Annotated in this window: 16 protein-coding genes; 8 read left to right on the top strand and 8 right to left on the bottom strand. The window is 57.2% G+C overall.

Annotated features, from left to right (window positions below):
* Nucleotides 1–105: 105 nt before the first annotated feature.
* A complete protein-coding gene (gene xylE, locus B3729_RS02215) occupies nt 106–1,749 on the top strand; it encodes a D-xylose transporter XylE (protein ID WP_286786931.1) in 1,644 nt (547 codons plus the stop codon).
* A 25-nt stretch (nt 1,750–1,774) separates the two neighbouring features.
* Nucleotides 1,775–2,545 carry an SDR family NAD(P)-dependent oxidoreductase gene (locus tag B3729_RS02210; RefSeq protein WP_286786930.1) on the top strand — a complete coding sequence of 257 codons (771 nt, stop codon included), beginning with the start codon at nt 1,775–1,777 and terminating at the stop codon, nt 2,543–2,545.
* Between the two features lie 63 nt (nt 2,546–2,608).
* Here the strand turns inward: B3729_RS02210 and guaA are convergent, their stop codons facing one another.
* Complete coding sequence (guaA, locus tag B3729_RS02205) at nt 2,609–4,186, bottom strand: glutamine-hydrolyzing GMP synthase (protein WP_010797356.1); 1,578 nt, start codon at nt 4,184–4,186, stop codon at nt 2,609–2,611.
* 99 nt (nt 4,187–4,285) lie between these two features.
* On the bottom strand, nt 4,286–5,755 hold the full coding sequence (gene guaB / locus B3729_RS02200) for an IMP dehydrogenase (protein WP_010797355.1): 1,470 nt from the start codon (nt 5,753–5,755) through the stop codon (nt 4,286–4,288).
* A gap of 279 nt (nt 5,756–6,034) precedes the next feature.
* Between guaB and B3729_RS02195 the strand changes: the two genes are divergently transcribed.
* The 3 genes from B3729_RS02195 to xseA all read left to right on the top strand — a co-directional run bounded on the left by B3729_RS02195 (nt 6,035) and on the right by xseA (nt 10,550).
* The gene (locus B3729_RS02195; protein ID WP_286787077.1) at nt 6,035–8,056 is read left to right on the top strand and encodes a TonB-dependent siderophore receptor; all 2,022 of its coding nucleotides are present in this window, start codon (nt 6,035–6,037) and stop codon (nt 8,054–8,056) included.
* Between the two features lie 109 nt (nt 8,057–8,165).
* On the top strand, nt 8,166–9,137 hold the full coding sequence (locus tag B3729_RS02190; RefSeq protein ID WP_150347896.1) for a D-2-hydroxyacid dehydrogenase family protein: 972 nt from the start codon (nt 8,166–8,168) through the stop codon (nt 9,135–9,137).
* A 33-nt stretch (nt 9,138–9,170) separates the two neighbouring features.
* Nucleotides 9,171–10,550, top strand: a complete 1,380-nt coding sequence (xseA, locus tag B3729_RS02185) for an exodeoxyribonuclease VII large subunit (protein WP_286786929.1) — start codon at nt 9,171–9,173, stop codon at nt 10,548–10,550.
* Nucleotides 10,551–10,553: 3 nt separating this feature from the next.
* Here xseA and grxB read toward each other — a convergent pair whose 3' ends face one another.
* Nucleotides 10,554–11,198 (bottom strand): glutaredoxin 2, encoded by a 645-nt coding sequence (gene grxB, locus B3729_RS02180; RefSeq protein ID WP_286786928.1) that lies wholly within the window; start codon nt 11,196–11,198, stop codon nt 10,554–10,556.
* A gap of 127 nt (nt 11,199–11,325) precedes the next feature.
* Between grxB and B3729_RS02175 the strand changes: the two genes are divergently transcribed.
* Nucleotides 11,326–12,153: a peptidoglycan DD-metalloendopeptidase family protein gene (locus B3729_RS02175; RefSeq protein ID WP_286786927.1), complete on the top strand. Its 828-nt coding sequence runs from the start codon at nt 11,326–11,328 to the stop codon at nt 12,151–12,153.
* 50 nt (nt 12,154–12,203) lie between these two features.
* Here the strand turns inward: B3729_RS02175 and B3729_RS02170 are convergent, their stop codons facing one another.
* The 3 genes from B3729_RS02170 to B3729_RS02160 all read right to left on the bottom strand — a co-directional run bounded on the left by B3729_RS02170 (nt 12,204) and on the right by B3729_RS02160 (nt 13,957).
* Nucleotides 12,204–12,890, bottom strand: coding sequence for a thermonuclease family protein (locus B3729_RS02170; protein ID WP_286786926.1), 687 nt, complete (start codon nt 12,888–12,890; stop codon nt 12,204–12,206).
* A gap of 66 nt (nt 12,891–12,956) precedes the next feature.
* Entirely contained in the window at nt 12,957–13,349 is a 393-nt protein-coding gene (locus B3729_RS02165; RefSeq protein WP_286786925.1) for a DUF6491 family protein, read from the bottom strand.
* Between the two features lie 131 nt (nt 13,350–13,480).
* The gene (locus B3729_RS02160; protein ID WP_010797347.1) at nt 13,481–13,957 is read right to left on the bottom strand and encodes a MarR family winged helix-turn-helix transcriptional regulator; all 477 of its coding nucleotides are present in this window, start codon (nt 13,955–13,957) and stop codon (nt 13,481–13,483) included.
* Nucleotides 13,958–14,097: 140 nt separating this feature from the next.
* On the opposite strand from B3729_RS02160, the gene B3729_RS02155 reads away from it, so the two are divergent.
* Together B3729_RS02155 and B3729_RS02150 are read left to right on the top strand one after the other, a co-directional pair.
* Nucleotides 14,098–15,189 carry an NADH:flavin oxidoreductase/NADH oxidase gene (locus B3729_RS02155; RefSeq protein WP_010797346.1) on the top strand — a complete coding sequence of 364 codons (1,092 nt, stop codon included), beginning with the start codon at nt 14,098–14,100 and terminating at the stop codon, nt 15,187–15,189.
* Between the two features lie 116 nt (nt 15,190–15,305).
* Nucleotides 15,306–15,980: a glutathione S-transferase gene (locus B3729_RS02150; protein ID WP_019364407.1), complete on the top strand. Its 675-nt coding sequence runs from the start codon at nt 15,306–15,308 to the stop codon at nt 15,978–15,980.
* On the opposite strand, the gene B3729_RS02145 is transcribed toward B3729_RS02150, so the two are convergent.
* Nucleotides 15,977–16,420, bottom strand: coding sequence for a DUF4174 domain-containing protein (locus B3729_RS02145; protein WP_150347901.1), 444 nt, complete (start codon nt 16,418–16,420; stop codon nt 15,977–15,979). The two genes, B3729_RS02150 and B3729_RS02145, sit on opposite strands and share 4 nt — an antisense overlap.
* A 105-nt stretch (nt 16,421–16,525) precedes the next feature.
* Nucleotides 16,526–17,704 carry an acetyl-CoA C-acetyltransferase gene (locus B3729_RS02140; RefSeq protein WP_286786924.1) on the bottom strand — a complete coding sequence of 393 codons (1,179 nt, stop codon included), beginning with the start codon at nt 17,702–17,704 and terminating at the stop codon, nt 16,526–16,528.
* Nucleotides 17,705–17,754 lie beyond the last annotated feature (50 nt).

The following is a 17,754-nucleotide window of genomic DNA, read 5'->3' as shown; positions in this document are numbered from 1 at the left end:
CACTACTCAGCACAGTTTTTTGATCCGCAAGGAGGCGGATCGTTGTACTCCAGGGAATCGCTAACAAATACAAAAACCGGCTGCCTCCACAGCCTAGGAGACAACATGAACCGTGCCAAATCCTCTGGATTCTTGGTATTCGTCACTATTGCCGCAGCATTCGGCGGCTTGCTGTTCGGCTACGACACTGCCGTGATTTCCGGTGCTGTAGAACCGATACGGATGCACTTTATTGACCCGTTGTTTCAAGACCCTATGCAGGCCAGTCGGGTCGTCATTGAGTTTAAGAACACGCTTTTGCTCAGTACCCTGCTTGTGCTTGCCTTAAGTATCTATTATTTCATGCGGCTTTACGGACGCATTCGTGGCTTAGTGTTTGCTGCGATTGTTTCTGCTATTACGGGCTGGCTGTTCTACAGGCAAGTTTTCATTCTTCCTGATGAAATCACGCCTAATCTCGCCAACTCTATTACTGGATTTACCATTGCATCAGCCTTGCTAGGCTGCGTAATTGGGGGCTTTTTTGCTGGCTATATCAGCCAGCGTCTAGGCCGTCGCAACGGGCTGATTCTAGCCGCCTTGCTTTTTATCGTCTCGGCTATCGGCTCCGCCTTGCCTGAAGTCGTTAACGTATTTGGTATTGAGCACATCAGCGCCTTTAACCTATATAGGATCATAGGCGGAATAGGGGTTGGTATTGCCTCTATGCTTTCGCCTATGTACATCGCTGAAATTGCACCCAGTCACATGCGTGGTCGGCTGGTGTCGTGCAACCAGTTCTGCATCATCTTTGGCATGTTATTGGTGTATTTCGTCAATTACTTCATTGCCCGCGGCCAAACTACGGAATGGCTGAGCCAATACGGCTGGCGATGGATGCTGGGCTCAGAGATCGTACCGGCTTTCGCCTTTATGGCGCTTCTTCTCAAGACGCCTGAAACACCCCGTTATCTCGTCATGAAAGGCCAACCGGGCCGTGCCCTGGAGGTACTTGAACAAATTAACGGCTCTGCTGCAGCACAAACCATTCTTAATGAGATTCGTCTGTCCTTCCAGCAGAGCCACCGTGAAGCGCCCTGGCTCTCTTATGGCGGCGCCCTCATCCTGATTGCCATGCTGCTGTCCATCTTCCAACAGTTTGTGGGCATCAATGTGGTGCTGTACTACGCGCCGGAAATCTTCAAGAACATGGGTAGCCAAGCAGACGTCTCGTTGATCCAGACCATCATTGTTGGCGCAGTCAATCTGATCTTCACGGTTGTTGCCATCGTTTTAGTAGATCGTGTTGGGCGTAAACCCCTGATGATCATCGGCGCGCTTGGAATGGCCGTTAGCATGCTGGGGCTGGGTACAGCGTTCTACCTGCAAAGCCTAGGCATTACTGCCCTGTTGATGATGCTGGTGTACGTAGCCGCCTTTGCAGTTTCCTGGGGGCCTGTGGTGTGGGTTCTGCTTTCGGAGATCTTTCCTAACAGCATTCGAGGCGCCCTTTCTATTGCTGTCGCTACTCAATGGTTAGCCAATCTACTGGTGTCCTGGACGTTCCCCATGATGAACAGCAATGCCTGGTTGACCGACCTTTTCAACCACGGCTTCGCCTATTGGGTATATGGCGTTATGGGCCTGCTGGCCGCTGTATTTGTCTGGCGTTGGGTCCCAGAGACAAAAAACAAAACCCTGGAAGAAATGAATGCTGCCTGGTCACCTCGGACGCCTTCAGCATCCGACCTGGTCGCCGAGCGTGCCTAATTCTTGTCCATACAGAGAAATCTAAATGACTCAAGCAACTGCACAGTACCCTAGCCTCAAGGACCGCACCGTTTTCATTACGGGTGGCGGCAGCGGCATCGGTGGTGCCCTGACTCGCGCCTTTCACACACAAGGCGCACACGTCGCCTTTATCGATATCGACGAGCAGGCCAGTCAGCGCCTGATAACTGAGCTGGAGACCGAAACCGGCCAAGCCCCCTGGTTTCGCCGCTGTGATATCCGAGACATCGATAGTCTTCAGGAAGCCATAAGGGACGCAGGACAAGCGTTGGGGCCTATCCGTGTCTTGGTTAACAACGCTGCCAATGATGATCGTCACGATTGGCGCCAAGTGGATACCCAATACTGGGACGACCGCATGGCCATCAACCTTCGCCCCCTATTTTTTGCTATCCAGGCCGCGGCGCCACAGATGATCCAAGCTGGCGGCGGATCAATCATTAACTTTGGCTCCATCAGCGTCCAGCTTGCGCTTGGCGGGCTGGCAGCCTATGTCAGTGCCAAAGCAGCGGTACATGGACTGACACGAACCTTCGCGCGGGATCTGGGCGTCGATGCCATTCGTGTCAATACGGTTGTGCCAGGCTGCATCATGACCGAACGTCAGCTGGAGAAATGGATCAAGCCGGAAGACGAAGCCCGTATTCAGGAACACCAGTGCCTCAAACTGCGCCTGCTTCCTGAGCACGTTGCCCCTACTGTGCTGTTCCTAGCGGCGGATGACAGTGCTCAACTGACGGGGCACGAGTTTCCTGTCGACGGTGGCTGGGGCTAAAACGGATCGGCTAAAAGCACAAAGGCCGCCTAGAAAGGCGGCCTTTGTGCTTAATGCGTCAGATCATTCCCACTCGATCGTTGCCGGCGGCTTGCTCGACACGTCGTAAGTCACGCGGGAAATGCCGTCGATCTCGTTGATGATGCGATTGGAAACCTTTTCCAAAAGCTCATAAGGCAGGTGTGCCCAACGCGCGGTCATGAAGTCGATCGTTTCCACAGCACGCAGGGCCACGACCCAGGCGTAACGACGGCCATCGCCAACCACACCAACCGACTTGACCGGCTGGAATACTACGAAAGCCTGGCTGACCTTGTGGTACCAATCAGCCTTGCGCAGTTCGGTGATGAAAATGTCATCCGCACGACGCAGCAGGTCGGCGTATTCCTTTTTCACTTCACCCAGGATACGCACGCCCAGACCCGGGCCCGGGAAAGGATGGCGGTACACCATGTCATAGGGTAGGCCCAGCTCCAGACCAATCTTGCGGACCTCATCCTTGAACAGCTCACGCAGCGGCTCGACAAGCTTCAGGTTCATCTCTTCCGGCAGACCACCCACGTTGTGGTGGGACTTGATCACGTGCGCCTTGCCCGTCTTGGCGCCAGCAGACTCGATCACGTCCGGATAGATAGTGCCCTGTGCCAGGAACTTGATGTTTGGCAGCTTGCTGGCTTCTGCATCGAACACGTCGATAAAGGTGCGGCCAATGATCTTGCGCTTCTTCTCTGGGTCGGCTTCGCCTTCCAGATTGGTCAGGAAGCGGTGCTCGGCATCGGCACGAATGACCTTCACGCCCATGTTCTCGGCAAACATGGCCATGACCTGATCGCCCTCATGCAGACGCAGCAGACCGTTATCGACGAAGACACAGGTCAGTTGATCGCCGATGGCCTTGTGCAACAGCGCCGCGACTACGGAAGAGTCCACACCGCCGGACAACCCCAGCAGCACGTTGGCGCTGCCAACCTGGGCACGAACCTGGGCAATGGCGTCTTCAACGATATTGGAGGGTGTCCACAGTGCCTTGCACTGGCAGATATCCAACAGGAAGCGCGACAGGATACGGCCGCCCTGCTTGGTATGAGTCACTTCCGGATGGAACTGCACGCCATACCAGCCGCGCTTTTCGTCACCCATGGCTGCAATGGCGCAGCTTGGAGTGCTGGCAACGATATGGAAACCTTCCGGCAGGTTGGATACCTTGTCGCCGTGGCTCATCCAGACATCCAGACCGAGGACGCCATCGTCGTCGATATGGTCTTCGATACCGTCAAGCAAGCGGCTCTTGCCGACTACATCGACTTTGGCATAACCAAACTCGCGAACGTTGGAGCCTTCGACTCTGCCGCCCAGCTGCTCGGCCATGGTTTGCATGCCATAGCAAATGCCTAGCAGCGGAACGCCCAGCTCGAATACGGCCTTGGGTGCGCGAGGGCTGTTGGCTTCGTGTACCGATTCCGGTCCGCCGGCAAGGATGATACCGCGAGGGGCAAAGGCACGGATGTCGGCGTCATCCATGTCGAAGGGATGGAGTTCGCAGTAAACACCGAGCTCACGCACACGGCGTGCGATCAACTGGGTGTACTGGGAACCGAAGTCGAGAATCAGAATACGGTGAGCGTGGATGTCTTGGGACATGGCCATTTCTCATGAGCGGTAAGAACAGACGATTCGGGGCCGTCTAAGACAGCCCCGAATCTCAACATAAAACACCCAGCGAACCTATCGTCGCGGCAATCAGCCTACGCGGTAGTTGGGCGCTTCTTTCGTAATTTGCACATCGTGTACATGGGATTCCGCCATGCCGGCGCCGGTGATGCGAACGAATTGAGGCTTGGTACGCATCTCTTCGATCGTGGCGCAGCCGGTGTAACCCATGGAGGCACGCAGGCCACCCATCAATTGATGAATGATAGCGGCTAACGGACCTTTGTACGGTACGCGACCTTCAATGCCTTCCGGTACCAGCTTTTCAGCACCGGACGCGGAGTCCTGGAAATAACGGTCGCTGGAGCCCTGGCTCTGCGACATCGCACCCAGCGAGCCCATGCCACGGTAGGACTTGTAGGAGCGACCCTGGAACAGCTCGACCTCGCCCGGTGCTTCTTCGGTACCAGCGAACATGGAGCCCATCATGACACAGTAACCGCCCGCCACGATGGCCTTGGACAGGTCACCGGAGAAACGGATGCCACCGTCAGCGATCAATGGAACACCTGTACCTTCCAGCGCAGCGGCAACGTTGGCAATGGCGGAGATCTGCGGAACCCCCACACCGGCCACGATACGCGTGGTGCAGATGGAGCCCGGGCCGATACCGACCTTGACGGCATCGGCGCCTGCATCAGCCAGTGCCTTGGCCGCTTCGCCGGTCGCGATGTTGCCACCGATGACCTGAACCTGCGGATAGGTTTCCTTGACCCAGCGTACACGCTCGATCACACCCTTGGAGTGACCGTGAGCGGTATCGACCACAATAACGTCAACACCGGCAGCAACCAGTGCAGCCACACGCTCAGGCGTCTCGGCGCCGGTACCGACGGCAGCACCGACACGCAGGCTGCCCGCTTCGTCCTTGCTGGCGTTCGGATAGGCCTTGGCTTTTTCGATGTCCTTGACGGTCATCATGCCTTTCAGGTTGAAGGCCTCATCGACGATCAGGACCTTTTCCAGACGGTGCTTGTGCAAGAGCTCGCGCACTTCCTGCTTATTGGCACCTTCGCGAACGGTAACGAGACGCTCCTTGGGAGTCATCACATCGCGCACCGGAATATCGAGGCGGTTTTCAAATCGCACATCACGGGAGGTGACGATACCGACCAGATCACCGTTGGCCAGGACCGGTACACCCGAGATGTTGTGCTGACGCGTCAGGTCGAACAGGTCGCGGACGGTTGCGCTGGCATCGATCGTGATCGGGTCCTTTACAACGCCAGCCTCGAAGCGCTTGACCTTGCGGACTTCAGCAGCTTGCTGCTCGACCGTCATGTTCTTGTGGATGATTCCGATACCGCCTTCCTGGGCCATGGCAATGGCGAGACGGGACTCGGTTACGGTATCCATCGCAGCGGATACCAGGGGAATGTTCAACTCGATACCGCGCGTGAGGCGGGTCTTCAGGCTGACGTCTTTTGGCAAGACATCGGAATAACCGGGAATCAGGAGAACGTCGTCGAAAGTCAGGGCTTCTTGGCTGATGCGCAGCATGGCAGGGGCTCCCGGGCGGGAAAAATAAGAAGCGCGACATTATACCTGTCCTAGAGGAAAGCCTCAACGTAGGCATGAAAGTTGCCGCTCCGTTTACATGGGAAACAATATCAAATTAGAATAATTATCATTACCGAATCATGAGCACCTATCTTGAAAGCCTCGCCACGCCCCTTCGGCCATGTCCGGCAAATACCTTTTCTTCTTTCCCTGCTTGCCGGTTGCATCGCTGCGTACACCCTACCCGCCCAGGCGGAAGACCGCGTCGACCTGTCTACTATGGAAATCCAGGCAGATATGCCTCAGGTAGAAGACGGGTATACAGCCGTACAGGCAGGTACAGCCAGCAAGAGTGACGTGCCGGTCAAGGAGGAGGCACAGTCTATTGAGGTCGTAACGCCTGAAATCATTCAGGACTACGACGTTCAGTCGCTGGATGATGCGATGAAGTTTGTCAGCGGCGTCAGCCAGGGCAATACCTTAGGGAACACCAAGGATTCATTGGTCAAGCGGGGATTTGGTACGAATGCCGACGGTTCGATCTTTCGCGATGGCGTGCGCTCAAACCTGTCCCGCAACTTTGGCCCTACCAGTGAGCGGGTCGAAGTTCTCAAGGGCCCGGCTTCTCTTCTTTACGGAGCACTTGAGCCGGGTGGATTGATCAACGTAATTAGCAAACAGCCTCAGTATGTGCAGAGCACTACCTTTGGCGGCTCGGCCTTCAGCGAAGGGGGCGGTAGTCTGAATATCGACACTACCGGGCCTGTGGGCGATACCGGTTTTGCGTATCGCCTGATCGCCGAGCGGCAAAGCGAGGATTATTGGCGCAACTATGGTGTCAATCAGCACACCCTCATCGCTCCTTCGCTGAGTTGGACCGGTGAACGCGCCAGCGTGACGCTGGCCTATGAATACAACGACTATACGAGCCCGTTTGACCGCGGCACGGTGTTTGTTGATGGCCATCCGGCCAGTGTCAGCTACGACAAGCGCCTGGATGAGAAATGGGCCAACACAACCGGCATCAGCGAGACTGCAACGGCTCGATTCGAGTATCAGCTTAGCGACGAGTGGAAGACGCGTCTGACCTACGGTTGGAATAACGACCACTATAGCCTCGCCATCGCTCAGCCGGTCTCGGTTACGCCCAGTGGCGAACTTCTTCGAACAGCCAATGGCGGTCATTATGATTACGAGACCACCTACACCAGCTGGGACTTTATTGGGAAACAGGACTTCCTGGGCCAGCGCCATGATTTATTGATCGGTATCGATCATGAAATGAATGATCAGTACAGGGGCAAGACCTACCGCAATAGCACTGGCTCCCGTCGTAACATCAATATCTATTCACCCACCTATGGCAAGCTTGCCGAGCCCAGTCAGATCAGCCCTACGCAAAGCAATGCACGCAACGAGCTTGAGTCCACTTCGCTTTATTTCAAAGATAACTGGCATCTGGATGATCGCTGGATTCTGGTCCTAGGCGGTCGCTATCAGCAATTCCAGCAATATGCCGCCCAAGGTTTGGGAGCAAACCGAAAAACCACTCTGGATAGGGACGATCAGGTAGTTATCCCGTTTGTCGGTCTGGTTTTTCAAGCAACCGACGCCCTGTCGCTCTACGGAAACTACAGCCATTCCTTTGTTCCCAACACCACCGTGGACGATCTCAATCAGACATTCGATCCGGAAAAAGGACGCAGCTACGAACTGGGCGCCAAATACACTTTGGCGTCAGGCCTGAATCTGAACGCAGCCGTATTCGATATCGAAAAAGACAATGTGGTGAGCACCCGCACGGTCAACGGAAACTCCATAGGCAGCGCGGGCAAAGTGAGCGCTCGTGGGCTGGAACTGGACATCACCGGGCGGTTGTCCGAACGTTGGAACGTCATCGGCACCTATGCCTATACCCGCACGCACATTCTGGAAAATAACAGCAATCCCACCTGGGAAGGCAACCGCCTCAATCAGGCACCTAAACATACGGCCGGCCTGTACCTCACCCATCATTTGCAGGTGCCGTCCAACCTGGGTGACTGGCATACCGGTGCAGGTGCACGCTATGTAGGGGAACGTGCCGGCGACGATGAGAACAGTTTTTATATGAGCAGCTATACCGTCGCTGACGCCTTCCTACGCTGGGACTTGCCTGTGCATGGCTATAAAGCCAAGCTGCAACTCAACGTCGACAACCTGTTTGACAAGCATTACTACCCCTCCAGCACCGGTAGCGCATTGCAGGTCAATGTGGGCGAGCCTCGTACGGCGCGCCTGAGTGCCAGCGTGACCTTCTAAGGGCATCAGATTATCCGTCTGGGCACCCTGCCCAGACGGCCCATCCCACCTAGGCGGCTCTCTGCTCTTATGCTCAACTGTCGGCACAAGAACACAACGGAGCGCCGCCATGCACATCGTCATCCCGGACGACTATCAACACGTTGTCGAAACCCTGGACTGCTTTACCCTGCTCGAACGTGCCGGGCATACCGTCACGGTCTATCATGATGCCGAGCGTGACCCAGCCGTTCTGATCGAGCGCTTTCGAGAAGCCGATGCGCTGGTGCTGACCCGTGAACGAACACATGTCGACGAGGCGCTGCTGTCCCATCTACCCCGCCTCAAGCTGATCAGCCAGACCGGCAAGGCGACCGGTCATCTGGATGTCGCAGCCTGTACTCATCGCGGAATTGCGGTGGTGGAAGGCACCGGCTCGCCCATCGCCGCTGCCGAACTGACCTGGGCGCTGATTCTCATGGCGCGGCGCAAGCTCAAACCAGCCATCGATGCCTTTTATGCCGGTGGCTGGCAGGTCAATCTGGGCGAACGCGTGAACGGCCAAATTTTGGGTATCTGGGGCTACGGCAAGATTGGCAAGCTGCTCGCCCGATATGGTCAGGCCTTTGGCATGCCTGTTCTGGTGTGGGGCAGCGAGACCTCGAGGCAGGCTGCACTGGCGGACGGTCATCGCGCCGCCGACAGCCAGGAAACCTTCTTTGCCGAGTCGGATGTACTGAGCCTGAACCTGCGATTTTCAGACAAGACCCGTCATATCGTCCGTCGTGAGGACTTGGCGTTGATGAAGAAGTCAGCCCTTTTGGTGAATGCTGCCCGTGCAGGTCTGATCGAGCCGGGCGCACTGCTTGAAGCTGTCGAGGCAGGTCGCCCAGGCTATGCCGCGGTAGACGTATATGAAGAGGAGCCCGTACCGGCCGGCCATCCCCTCCTTTCCCACCCCAACATCCTGTGCACGCCTCATCTGGGTTACGTAGAGAAACACAGCTACGAACTCTACTTTGGCGAAGCGTTTGCCAATCTGATCGCCTTTTTTGCGGGCGAGCCGGAAAATGTCGCGAACCCAGACGTGCTGGGTCGCTAGCATCCAGCCGACGGCGGGCTTATGATGCCCGCCATGCTTAACGATCCTTTTCAACGTCTCGGCCTCGACCGTGAGGTCCTAACTGTCAGCCAGCTCAACGGCCGTGCCCGTGTTCTGCTGGAAGACGTCTTTTCTCAGGTCTGGGTGGAAGGCGAGATATCCAATCTTGCCCGCCCCGCCTCCGGCCATATCTACTTTACCTTGAAGGATAAGGACGCCCAGGTACGGTGCGCCCTCTTCCGGCAGAACGCCGTGCGTGTCAGAAACCTGCTCAAGGATGGCATGGCAGTGAAGGTTCGCGGCAAGGTCTCGCTGTTTGAAGGCCGTGGTGATTATCAGCTGATTCTGGAAACCCTGGAGCCAGCAGGTGACGGGCTCTTGCGACAGGCATTCGAAGCCTTGAAGCAGAAACTGCAGGATGAAGGCTTGTTCGCGCAAGAGCGAAAGAAACCGCTGCCGGGCCATCCGTGCCGTATCGGAATCGTGACCTCACCGACCGGGGCGGTCATTCGGGATATCGTCAGTGTCTTCAAGCGTCGTGCACCTCAGGTCGAGTTGGCCCTGATTCCAACGGCCGTGCAAGGACGTGAGGCAACGGCCCAGATCGTACGTGCGCTACAAACGGCAGACGCACAAGGCTTTGATGCGGTCATCCTGGCCCGTGGTGGCGGTTCTCTCGAAGACCTCTGGTGCTTTAATGAAGAACTGGTAGCCCGGGCTATTGCCGCCCTACAAACGCCCATCGTCAGCGCGGTCGGGCATGAGACGGATGTGTCGATTGCCGACTTCGTGGCCGACGTACGCGCCCCGACGCCCTCCGCTGCCGCAGAACTATTGGCCCCTCACAGCGGGGACCTTAAAAACCGCCTGGACGCGCTGTATCGGCGCCTGGTTGTCCGCATGGGTGAGCGGCTCAGCCGTGAGCAGTTGCGCCTGGAAAACATGACGCGTCGGCTCAAGCATCCGGGCGAGCGGCTGCGCCAGCAAGCACAGCGTATCGATGATCTGGACATGCGACTGCGCCGTGCGTTTGTGATTGATATGAACAGACGCCGGGATCGCCTTGCCCATGTCGAAACCCGACTGGCAGGCCAGCATCCGGGCCGTCAACTTGCCCTGCTACGTCAGCGGCTGGATCAACTGGCCCAGCAGCTTCCGCGCTGCATGGAACGCCAGCTCAAGGAGCGTCGTCAGCGCCTGGCCGCCCAGGTTCAAACGCTGCATATCGTCAGCCCGCTTGCCACTCTGGGTCGTGGTTACAGCATTCTGCTCGACGAACGCGGCCACGCCATCCGATCCGCCGATCAAACGCGTAATGGCCAGCGCCTCAAAGCCCGCCTGGCTGAAGGCGAGCTGGATGTTCGGGTGGAAGACAATCATCGGGAACCAACGACGCTCTCCCTGCTGGACTGACCATTAGCAGGCGCGACTGAAAAACGTTTCTACCTGAACACGTGCGCTCAGCTCGTCGACATAGCGGCGCACCGAGTCAGGCCACTCTAGCCCAGCCGTGACGCTCAGGCCTCGCAGAATTGGAAACAGGTTGAAGTCATCCAGCAGGAGTTGCGGACGCGCCGGATCAAGGCTGTACATCTCGACCAGTAATGTCAGGCGGTGATTGATGTCATCAATTGCCTGCTGGCTGTTTGACAGGGCCGCATTGAAATCTCCGATGATCTGGCTTTTCTTCTCGACAAACAGCGCGTGAGCCTCACGCGAGCCCATCTCCTTGAGGCCGATCTGTGCCCAGCGCGGATAGCCCAGCTGCTGAAACGACGGCAGGGTAGATTCAATCCAGGCGGTTACAGCTTGTGAATGGGCCTGTTCGATCATTGGTCTGTCATCGAGATGATCAAGATAGTGAACAATCGCCAGACTTTCCGTCATGGCGGTCCCGTCGTCCTTTACCAGGATCGGGACAGTCTTCTTGCCTACCAAACGCTCAGGGGTGGCTGCATCGTCATACAACAGCACCTGAAGCGTTGCATCGAGTTGCTTGAGGCCCAGCGCCATACGCGCCTTGGTACTGAAGGGACAGTGTTCGTAGTAGTAGAGCTTCATGAGGCTTCTCCTTGATGTCCTCATGCAGTGACCGGTGTGAACTCGCCCGGGTTCAGCCACGAGCGATTTGCCAGAAGCCAAGACATGAACGAGGATGACTGGATCACATCGCCTTGATTGTTTTCCTATGCCTCGCTTTTTTCTGCTACTGATTACCTTGTGTTTTACCTTTTGCGCCCATGCTGAAGGCTTCATCACCCGCCTGCTGGATAAACCTGTTCCAGGGGGGGTGGCGGTTGTTCCATTGGGCAACGGCCCGACGGCTCCCAAAGCGACCTATCAAGGGAAGCCGGTCATGGTGGTCCATGAAGAGGGCCAGCGCTGGATTGCTATCGTCGGTATTCCACTCACGATCAAACCCGGTCAGCAGACATTGACGGTCAATGGTAGCCGCACGGAAACCTTTGCCGTGCGCAGTCGCCACTATAAGGAACAGCACATCACGCTGAAAAATGATCGGCAGGTAAACCCCAATCCGGCGGATCTCAAGCGAATCGAGCGTGAGCTGGCTGAGCAGACCAAGGCCTATCAGATCTTTTCCCCCGGTACGCCCAGTAACCTGCTGCTGGACCGCCCCGTCGATGGACGCCTTTCCAGCCCGTTCGGCTTGCGGCGCTTTTTCAATGGCCAGGAGCGCAACCCACATTCAGGCCTCGATTTTGCCGTTCCAGCCGGTACACCGATCAAGGCGCCAGCCGCAGGCAAGGTCATTCTGATTGGCGATTATTTCTTTAATGGCCGTACGGTATTTGTCGACCACGGACAGGGCTTTATCAGCATGTTCTGCCATATGTCCAAAGTGAACGTAAAGCTGGGGCAGGAAGTGCCCAGAGGTGGCGTGGTGGGCTTCGTGGGGTCGACGGGTAGAGCCACCGGGCCGCATATGCACTGGAATGTCAGCCTGAACGATGCACGGGTCGATCCCACCATCTTCATCAACGCCTATACACCCTGACGGGGACAATGAAAGCCCGTAAGCCCGCAAGGCTTACGGGTATAACAATCCTACCGCTTGCAAAGCGCCTCGCAGGGCACCCCGTCGTGATTTCCATCGATCTGAGTGTTGCCACATTGCTGCAGTTGAAATTTCGCCTCGGCGCAGCTGGACATGGCATTACAGCGTTTGAGCGTCGAGCAGTTGAACTCGCCGCCTTCCTCGCTTGCCGACTTGACCGGCGGCGTGTAGGTAGCCGATCCCACCCGCTTATCCTGACGCTTGTCACGGTCGGCCTTGCGCCACTCCCACGGTGGCATGCGTTCCGACTCCGGTAGCGCCCAAAGACCACGCTTGGCAGCCTTGGCTTCGGCCTCAAGATCCAGCAGCGACTTGTCTTTCAAATACTGCCGGTACACCCAGGCCGAGCCGGACTTGACCTGCTCGGCATTCACATCTGTCCTGTCCTGGTAAACGCGTGCCACCTTGCGGCCGTAGCGGTCGGCATCCTGTACCTCAAGCCGCACATCCTTACCAAAAACCATGCTGGAGAGGGACTGCTGCGCACGAGTCCCATAAGGCTGCTTGGACTCAGGCGTATCGATCTCGGCCAGTCGAATCTTGAGCTGTTTTTTCTGTGGCGTCAGGCAGGTCAGCGTATCGCCATCGTGCACACCTACCACACGGCAGTTGATGGTCTCGGCCTGGGCCAGCAACGGAAAAAGAAAAAAAGCGGCAAACGGAATCAGACGCCTCACGCGAAAACTCCTTGGGAGAAAATGGGCAGAGCTGCTGTTCAAAGTACCACTCCTGCGGTGCAGCGATCAGCGGTCCAGGGGAATCAGCTTGTACAGTTCACCAATGGTGCACCGCTCCGCATTACCGGCTGGCGCATTGGAAATGATCAGATCTCCAGGTCGCAAACCGGCCGCTCTTGAGCTGTAGCCGATACGGTTACCTGCCTGCAGGTTGCCGCAAGGCTGCGCAAACTCAACCAGATAGGCCCGTCCCAGGCCAGTTCCCAGCGCAATGTGGCTGCGATCCAGATAACTCCATCCAGACAAGTCGAACCCAAGGATTGTACGGATTGGCTCGCCTTGGCTATAGCCCAGTCGCCTGAGCTTGCCGTCCAGCGTAGTCGGCGGTCCGAACGGTGTCGCACAGGCAGCCAGCAGTGAAATCAGCCCCAGCAGTCCCAGCGCTCTAAACACGTGCATTCAAGAATCCTTAACCTGTTGTCTCTATCATGGCGCTTTGAGTGCATGCGCCTTTGCCATGGCAGCACCCTATCGAATGTACTGTCTCAGAGGGTTAGGAAAGCGTGGCGCCTTATAGTTTCAATCCAGGCCTAATCGCGTCCGTTCAATGTTTCACTGACTTCGATCAGGCGTGAAAGACCTGCCTTCAGAGCCGCCACCGTGTCGGCGTCCAGAGGAAGCGTTTGTTTCATCGTACCGGGAATGCCACGTGCGGCCTCCTGCAGGGCTCGCCCATCCTGGGTCAGCGTTACCGCCACACAACGCTCGTCCTCAACCAGGCGAGACCGTTGGACCAGACCGGCAGCTTCGAGGCGCTTGACCAGCGGGGTAAGGGTTCCGGTATCCAGATGCAGGCGCCTGCCGATCTCAGTGACCTTGAGCCCGTCCCGCTCCCAGAGCACAAGCATGACCAGGTATTGCGGATACGTAAGGCCCAGCGGCTCAAGCAATGGCCGATAGGCGCGAATGGTGGCATTTGCCGCTGCGTAGAGCGGAAAACACAACTGTTCGTCGAGTGAAAGCTCGCACACGGAGCGATTTGGCGTCTCTTTTATCGAATCAGACATGACGACCTCGTCGAGACCAAAGCGAACATCCTGCGACGCCGAGCCTCTTGCTTGTTTACATTTCACGCAATTATATTGAACACAATATATCGGTAAGCCTCTAACTGCCAGATGCTACCTACTCTTGGAGAACATGCCCAATGGCTGATCTGTTTAGCGAACTGAAAATCAAAGACGTCACCCTGCGTAACCGTATTGCCGTCTCCCCCATGTGCCAGTACATGGCAAAAGACGGCATGCCCAACGAATGGCATTTCCAGAATTATGCCTCGCGTGCGGCAGGCGGTGCAGGGCTTATTGTTGTAGAGGCGAGCGCCGTCTCCCCTGAAGGCCGTATCACCCCTGCTGACCTGGGGATCTGGAACGATGAGCAGGCCGAAGCCTACAAGCCTATCGTCAACTTCATCAAATCCACCGGTGCCGTAGCCGGTATCCAGATTGCTCACGCCGGCCGCAAAGCCAGCGCCAACCGTCCCTGGGAAGGCGATGATCACCTGCCGGAAGACCATCCGCTGGCCTGGGAAACCATTGGCCCCTCCGATAATGCCTTTGGTGCCCACCTGCCCCGTGCCCCCAAGCAGATGACGGTCGAGGATATCCATCGCGTTACAGCTGATTTCGTAGCCGCTGCCAAGCGCGCTCTTGCGGCGGGCTTCGAGTTGCTTGAACTGCACTTCGCCCATGGTTACCTGGCGCAGAGCTTCTTCTCGCCGCTGGCCAACAAGCGTACTGATGAATACGGTGGCGACTTCGAAGGCCGTGCACGCTTCCTGCTGGAAACCTTCCATGCCGTACGCGAGGTATGGCCCCAGAACCTACCGTTGATCGTACGCCTGGGCGTGACTGACTTCGTTGAAGGCGATCAGGGTATGGAAGAGTCCATCGAACTGGTTCGCCGCTTCAAGGAAGGCGGTATGGACCTGATCGACGTCAGCATGGGCTTCAACACGCCTGATGTATCCAATGTTCCATGGGGCAAGCCAGGCTTCATGGGCGACAAGGCAAAGCAGATCACCGATGCGGTCGATGTGCTGACCTCCATCAGCTGGTCCATTCGCGAGCCCAAGGATGCCAATGAACTCATCGAAAGCGGCCAGACCGATCTGATCATGCTGGGCAAGGCTGTACTGGGTGATCCCTTCTGGCCTTACCATGCCGCTATCGAATTGGGTCGCGAGAACCCTCAGGATCTGCTGCCTCCGCCCTATGCGGCCTGGCTGAAGCGTCGCTGAGTTTTCGCTGTCCAAAAGGCGCCCGTTACACGGCGCCTTTTTATTTGGTTCCGCTTATTGCTTGGCGAGACGCACAGTACGCTAGGCTATGTTTCTACTCAGCCTATGGAGCGCTCATGATCACGGTTCATCACCTCAACAACTCCCGCTCGCAACGTGTCCTCTGGCTACTTGAGGAGTTGGGGCTCGAGTATCAGATCAAACGTTATGAGCGTGATCCGCAGACGTTGCTGGCTCCAAAGGAGCTGCGTGATGTTCACCCATTGGGCAAGTCGCCGGTTATTACCGATGACTCGATGACCTTGGCGGAGTCAGGCGCCATCATCGATTATCTGGCCCACCGCTACGGGCAGTCACTCGTTCCCCCCGCCGACGCCCCCGAGCGCGCACGCTATACCTACTGGCTGCACTATGCCGAAGGCTCAGCCATGCCACCTCTGCTTCTCAAGCTGGTGTTCGACCGTGTCCGCACCGGTCCGATGCCTTTTTTCGCCCGCCCTATCGCGCGCGCCATCAGTGATCAGGTCACCCGAGTCTTCATTCAGCCGCAGCTGAACCTGCACTTCGATTATCTGGAAAGTGAGTTGAGCAAGCACGAATGGTTTGCAGGTGACGCCTTTACAGCAGCCGATATACAGATGAGTTTCCCGCTGGAAGCGGCTGCCTGTCGCGCAGGCTTGACGCAGGGCCGCCCCAAGCTCAAGGCCTTTCTGGAGCGTATCCATGCGCGACCGGCGTATCAACGCGCCTTGGAAAAAGGTGGCCCCTATGACTATGCCGCCCAGGGTTAATGCTGGCGCATGGGCATCTTGTCGATGGTGGCAAAGATTGCGGCAGGATCGATCTGGCCTTGTTGCACGATTTTCTTCCCGCCGTCCTTGCCGACCAGGATGACCGTTGCCTCGCCGCTCGGCTGCTCATCAAGCGCACTGACCAGCGCCTGGGTCTGATGTTCGCTCAGCGTCTCACCGTTACGCTGGCCACGATCACCGACTACGGTATAAAGCACCATATCCCGCTCGATAAAAGCCTCACGGTTGCGTGGCTCTTCAAGGGAGGTGGTCAACTGCTTGAGCACCGGATCATCCGCCGACGCCGCCAGGACAACAAGGGGACGCGTCTTCCAACGCTCCTGGGTCAAAGGATTGTCCGCGTCAGCGGCCATCACGCCTCCCGCAATCGCCATGAGCCCGCTCAAGGTACCGGCTTTCAGCATGCGTAAAATAGACATCGTTATGACTCCCATCAAGAAAAGGGTCTTTGCATAACGACCACATACGCATCGAAAATTCAGTGGCTACACACCTGTAGCATTACAAAGCGTGTAGCCCCTGGCTTATCGCTCGATAGCCAGCGCGACACCCTGGCCACCACCAATACACAAGGTCGCCAGCCCCTTGTGTGCGTCACGCCGGATCATCTCATACAGGAGATTGATCACGACCCGTCCGCCTGACGCGCCAATCGGATGACCCAGCGCGATAGCCCCTCCATTCACATTGACCTTGTCCCAGTCCCATCCCAGCTCCTGCCCTACCGACAATGCCTGGGCAGCAAAGGCTTCGTTGGCTTCGATCAGGTCCAGCTCGCCCAGATCCCATCCTGCCTTGTCCAGACAACGGCGCGTCGCTGACACGGGTCCGATTCCCATGATGGAAGGATCAACGCCTGCATTGGCATAAGCCTTGATGCGGGCCAGCACCGGCAGGTCCAGCGCGTCGGCTTTTTCCGCACTCATGAGAATGAGCGCAGCGGCCCCATCATTGATGCTGGAAGCATTACCGGCCGTGACCGTACCGTCGGGCTTGAATGCTGGCTTGAGCTTGGCCAAGGCTTCGGCTGTCGTGCCTGCACGCGGCTGCTCATCAGCATCGAACACCATCGGATCGCCCTTGCGCTGAGGGATCACGACAGGGGTAATCTGGTCCTTGAAGCGGCCCGCCTCGATAGCCGCGAGAGCCTTCTGCTGGGAGGCCGCGGCGTACTCGTCCTGCGCTTGGCGGCTGATGCCATATTTCTCGACCAGATTCTCGGCAGTAATCCCCATGTGGTAATCGTTAAACGCGTCCCACAGACCGTCCTGAATCATCGAATCAACCAGCTCGGCATTTCCCATTCGTAGACCGGTACGCGCCTTGGGCAGAACGTAAGGCGCAAGGCTCATGCTTTCCATGCCACCGGCCACGATGATGTCGGCGTCACCACAGCGAATGGCCTGGGTGGCCAGATGCAGCGCCTTGAGGCCCGAGCCGCACACCTTGTTAAGCGCCATGGCTGGCACCGTAGGCGGCAATCCCGCCTTGATGGAGGCCTGACGCGCCGTGTTCTGTCCAAGACCTGCCGTCAATACGTGGCCCATGATGACTTCATCGACCTGTTCCGGTGCGATACCGGTTTTTTCGATCACGGCCTTGATGACTGTAGCCCCCAGCTCCACGGCTGACACATTGGCCAGCGCACCCTGAAAGCTGCCAATGGCCGTCCGCGTAGCGGCCACGATAACAACGTCTCGCATTACTGCTCTCCTGAAATAAGATGGCCATGCGCCCGGCATCAGCACAAGGC

The sequence above is a fragment of the Pseudomonas sp. UBA3149 genome (assembly GCF_002364655.1).
Classification (GTDB): domain Bacteria; phylum Pseudomonadota; class Gammaproteobacteria; order Pseudomonadales; family Pseudomonadaceae; genus Chryseomonas; species Chryseomonas luteola.
Note: the sequence above shows the minus strand (reverse complement) of the source record. Positions and strands in the feature narration are given on the sequence as shown.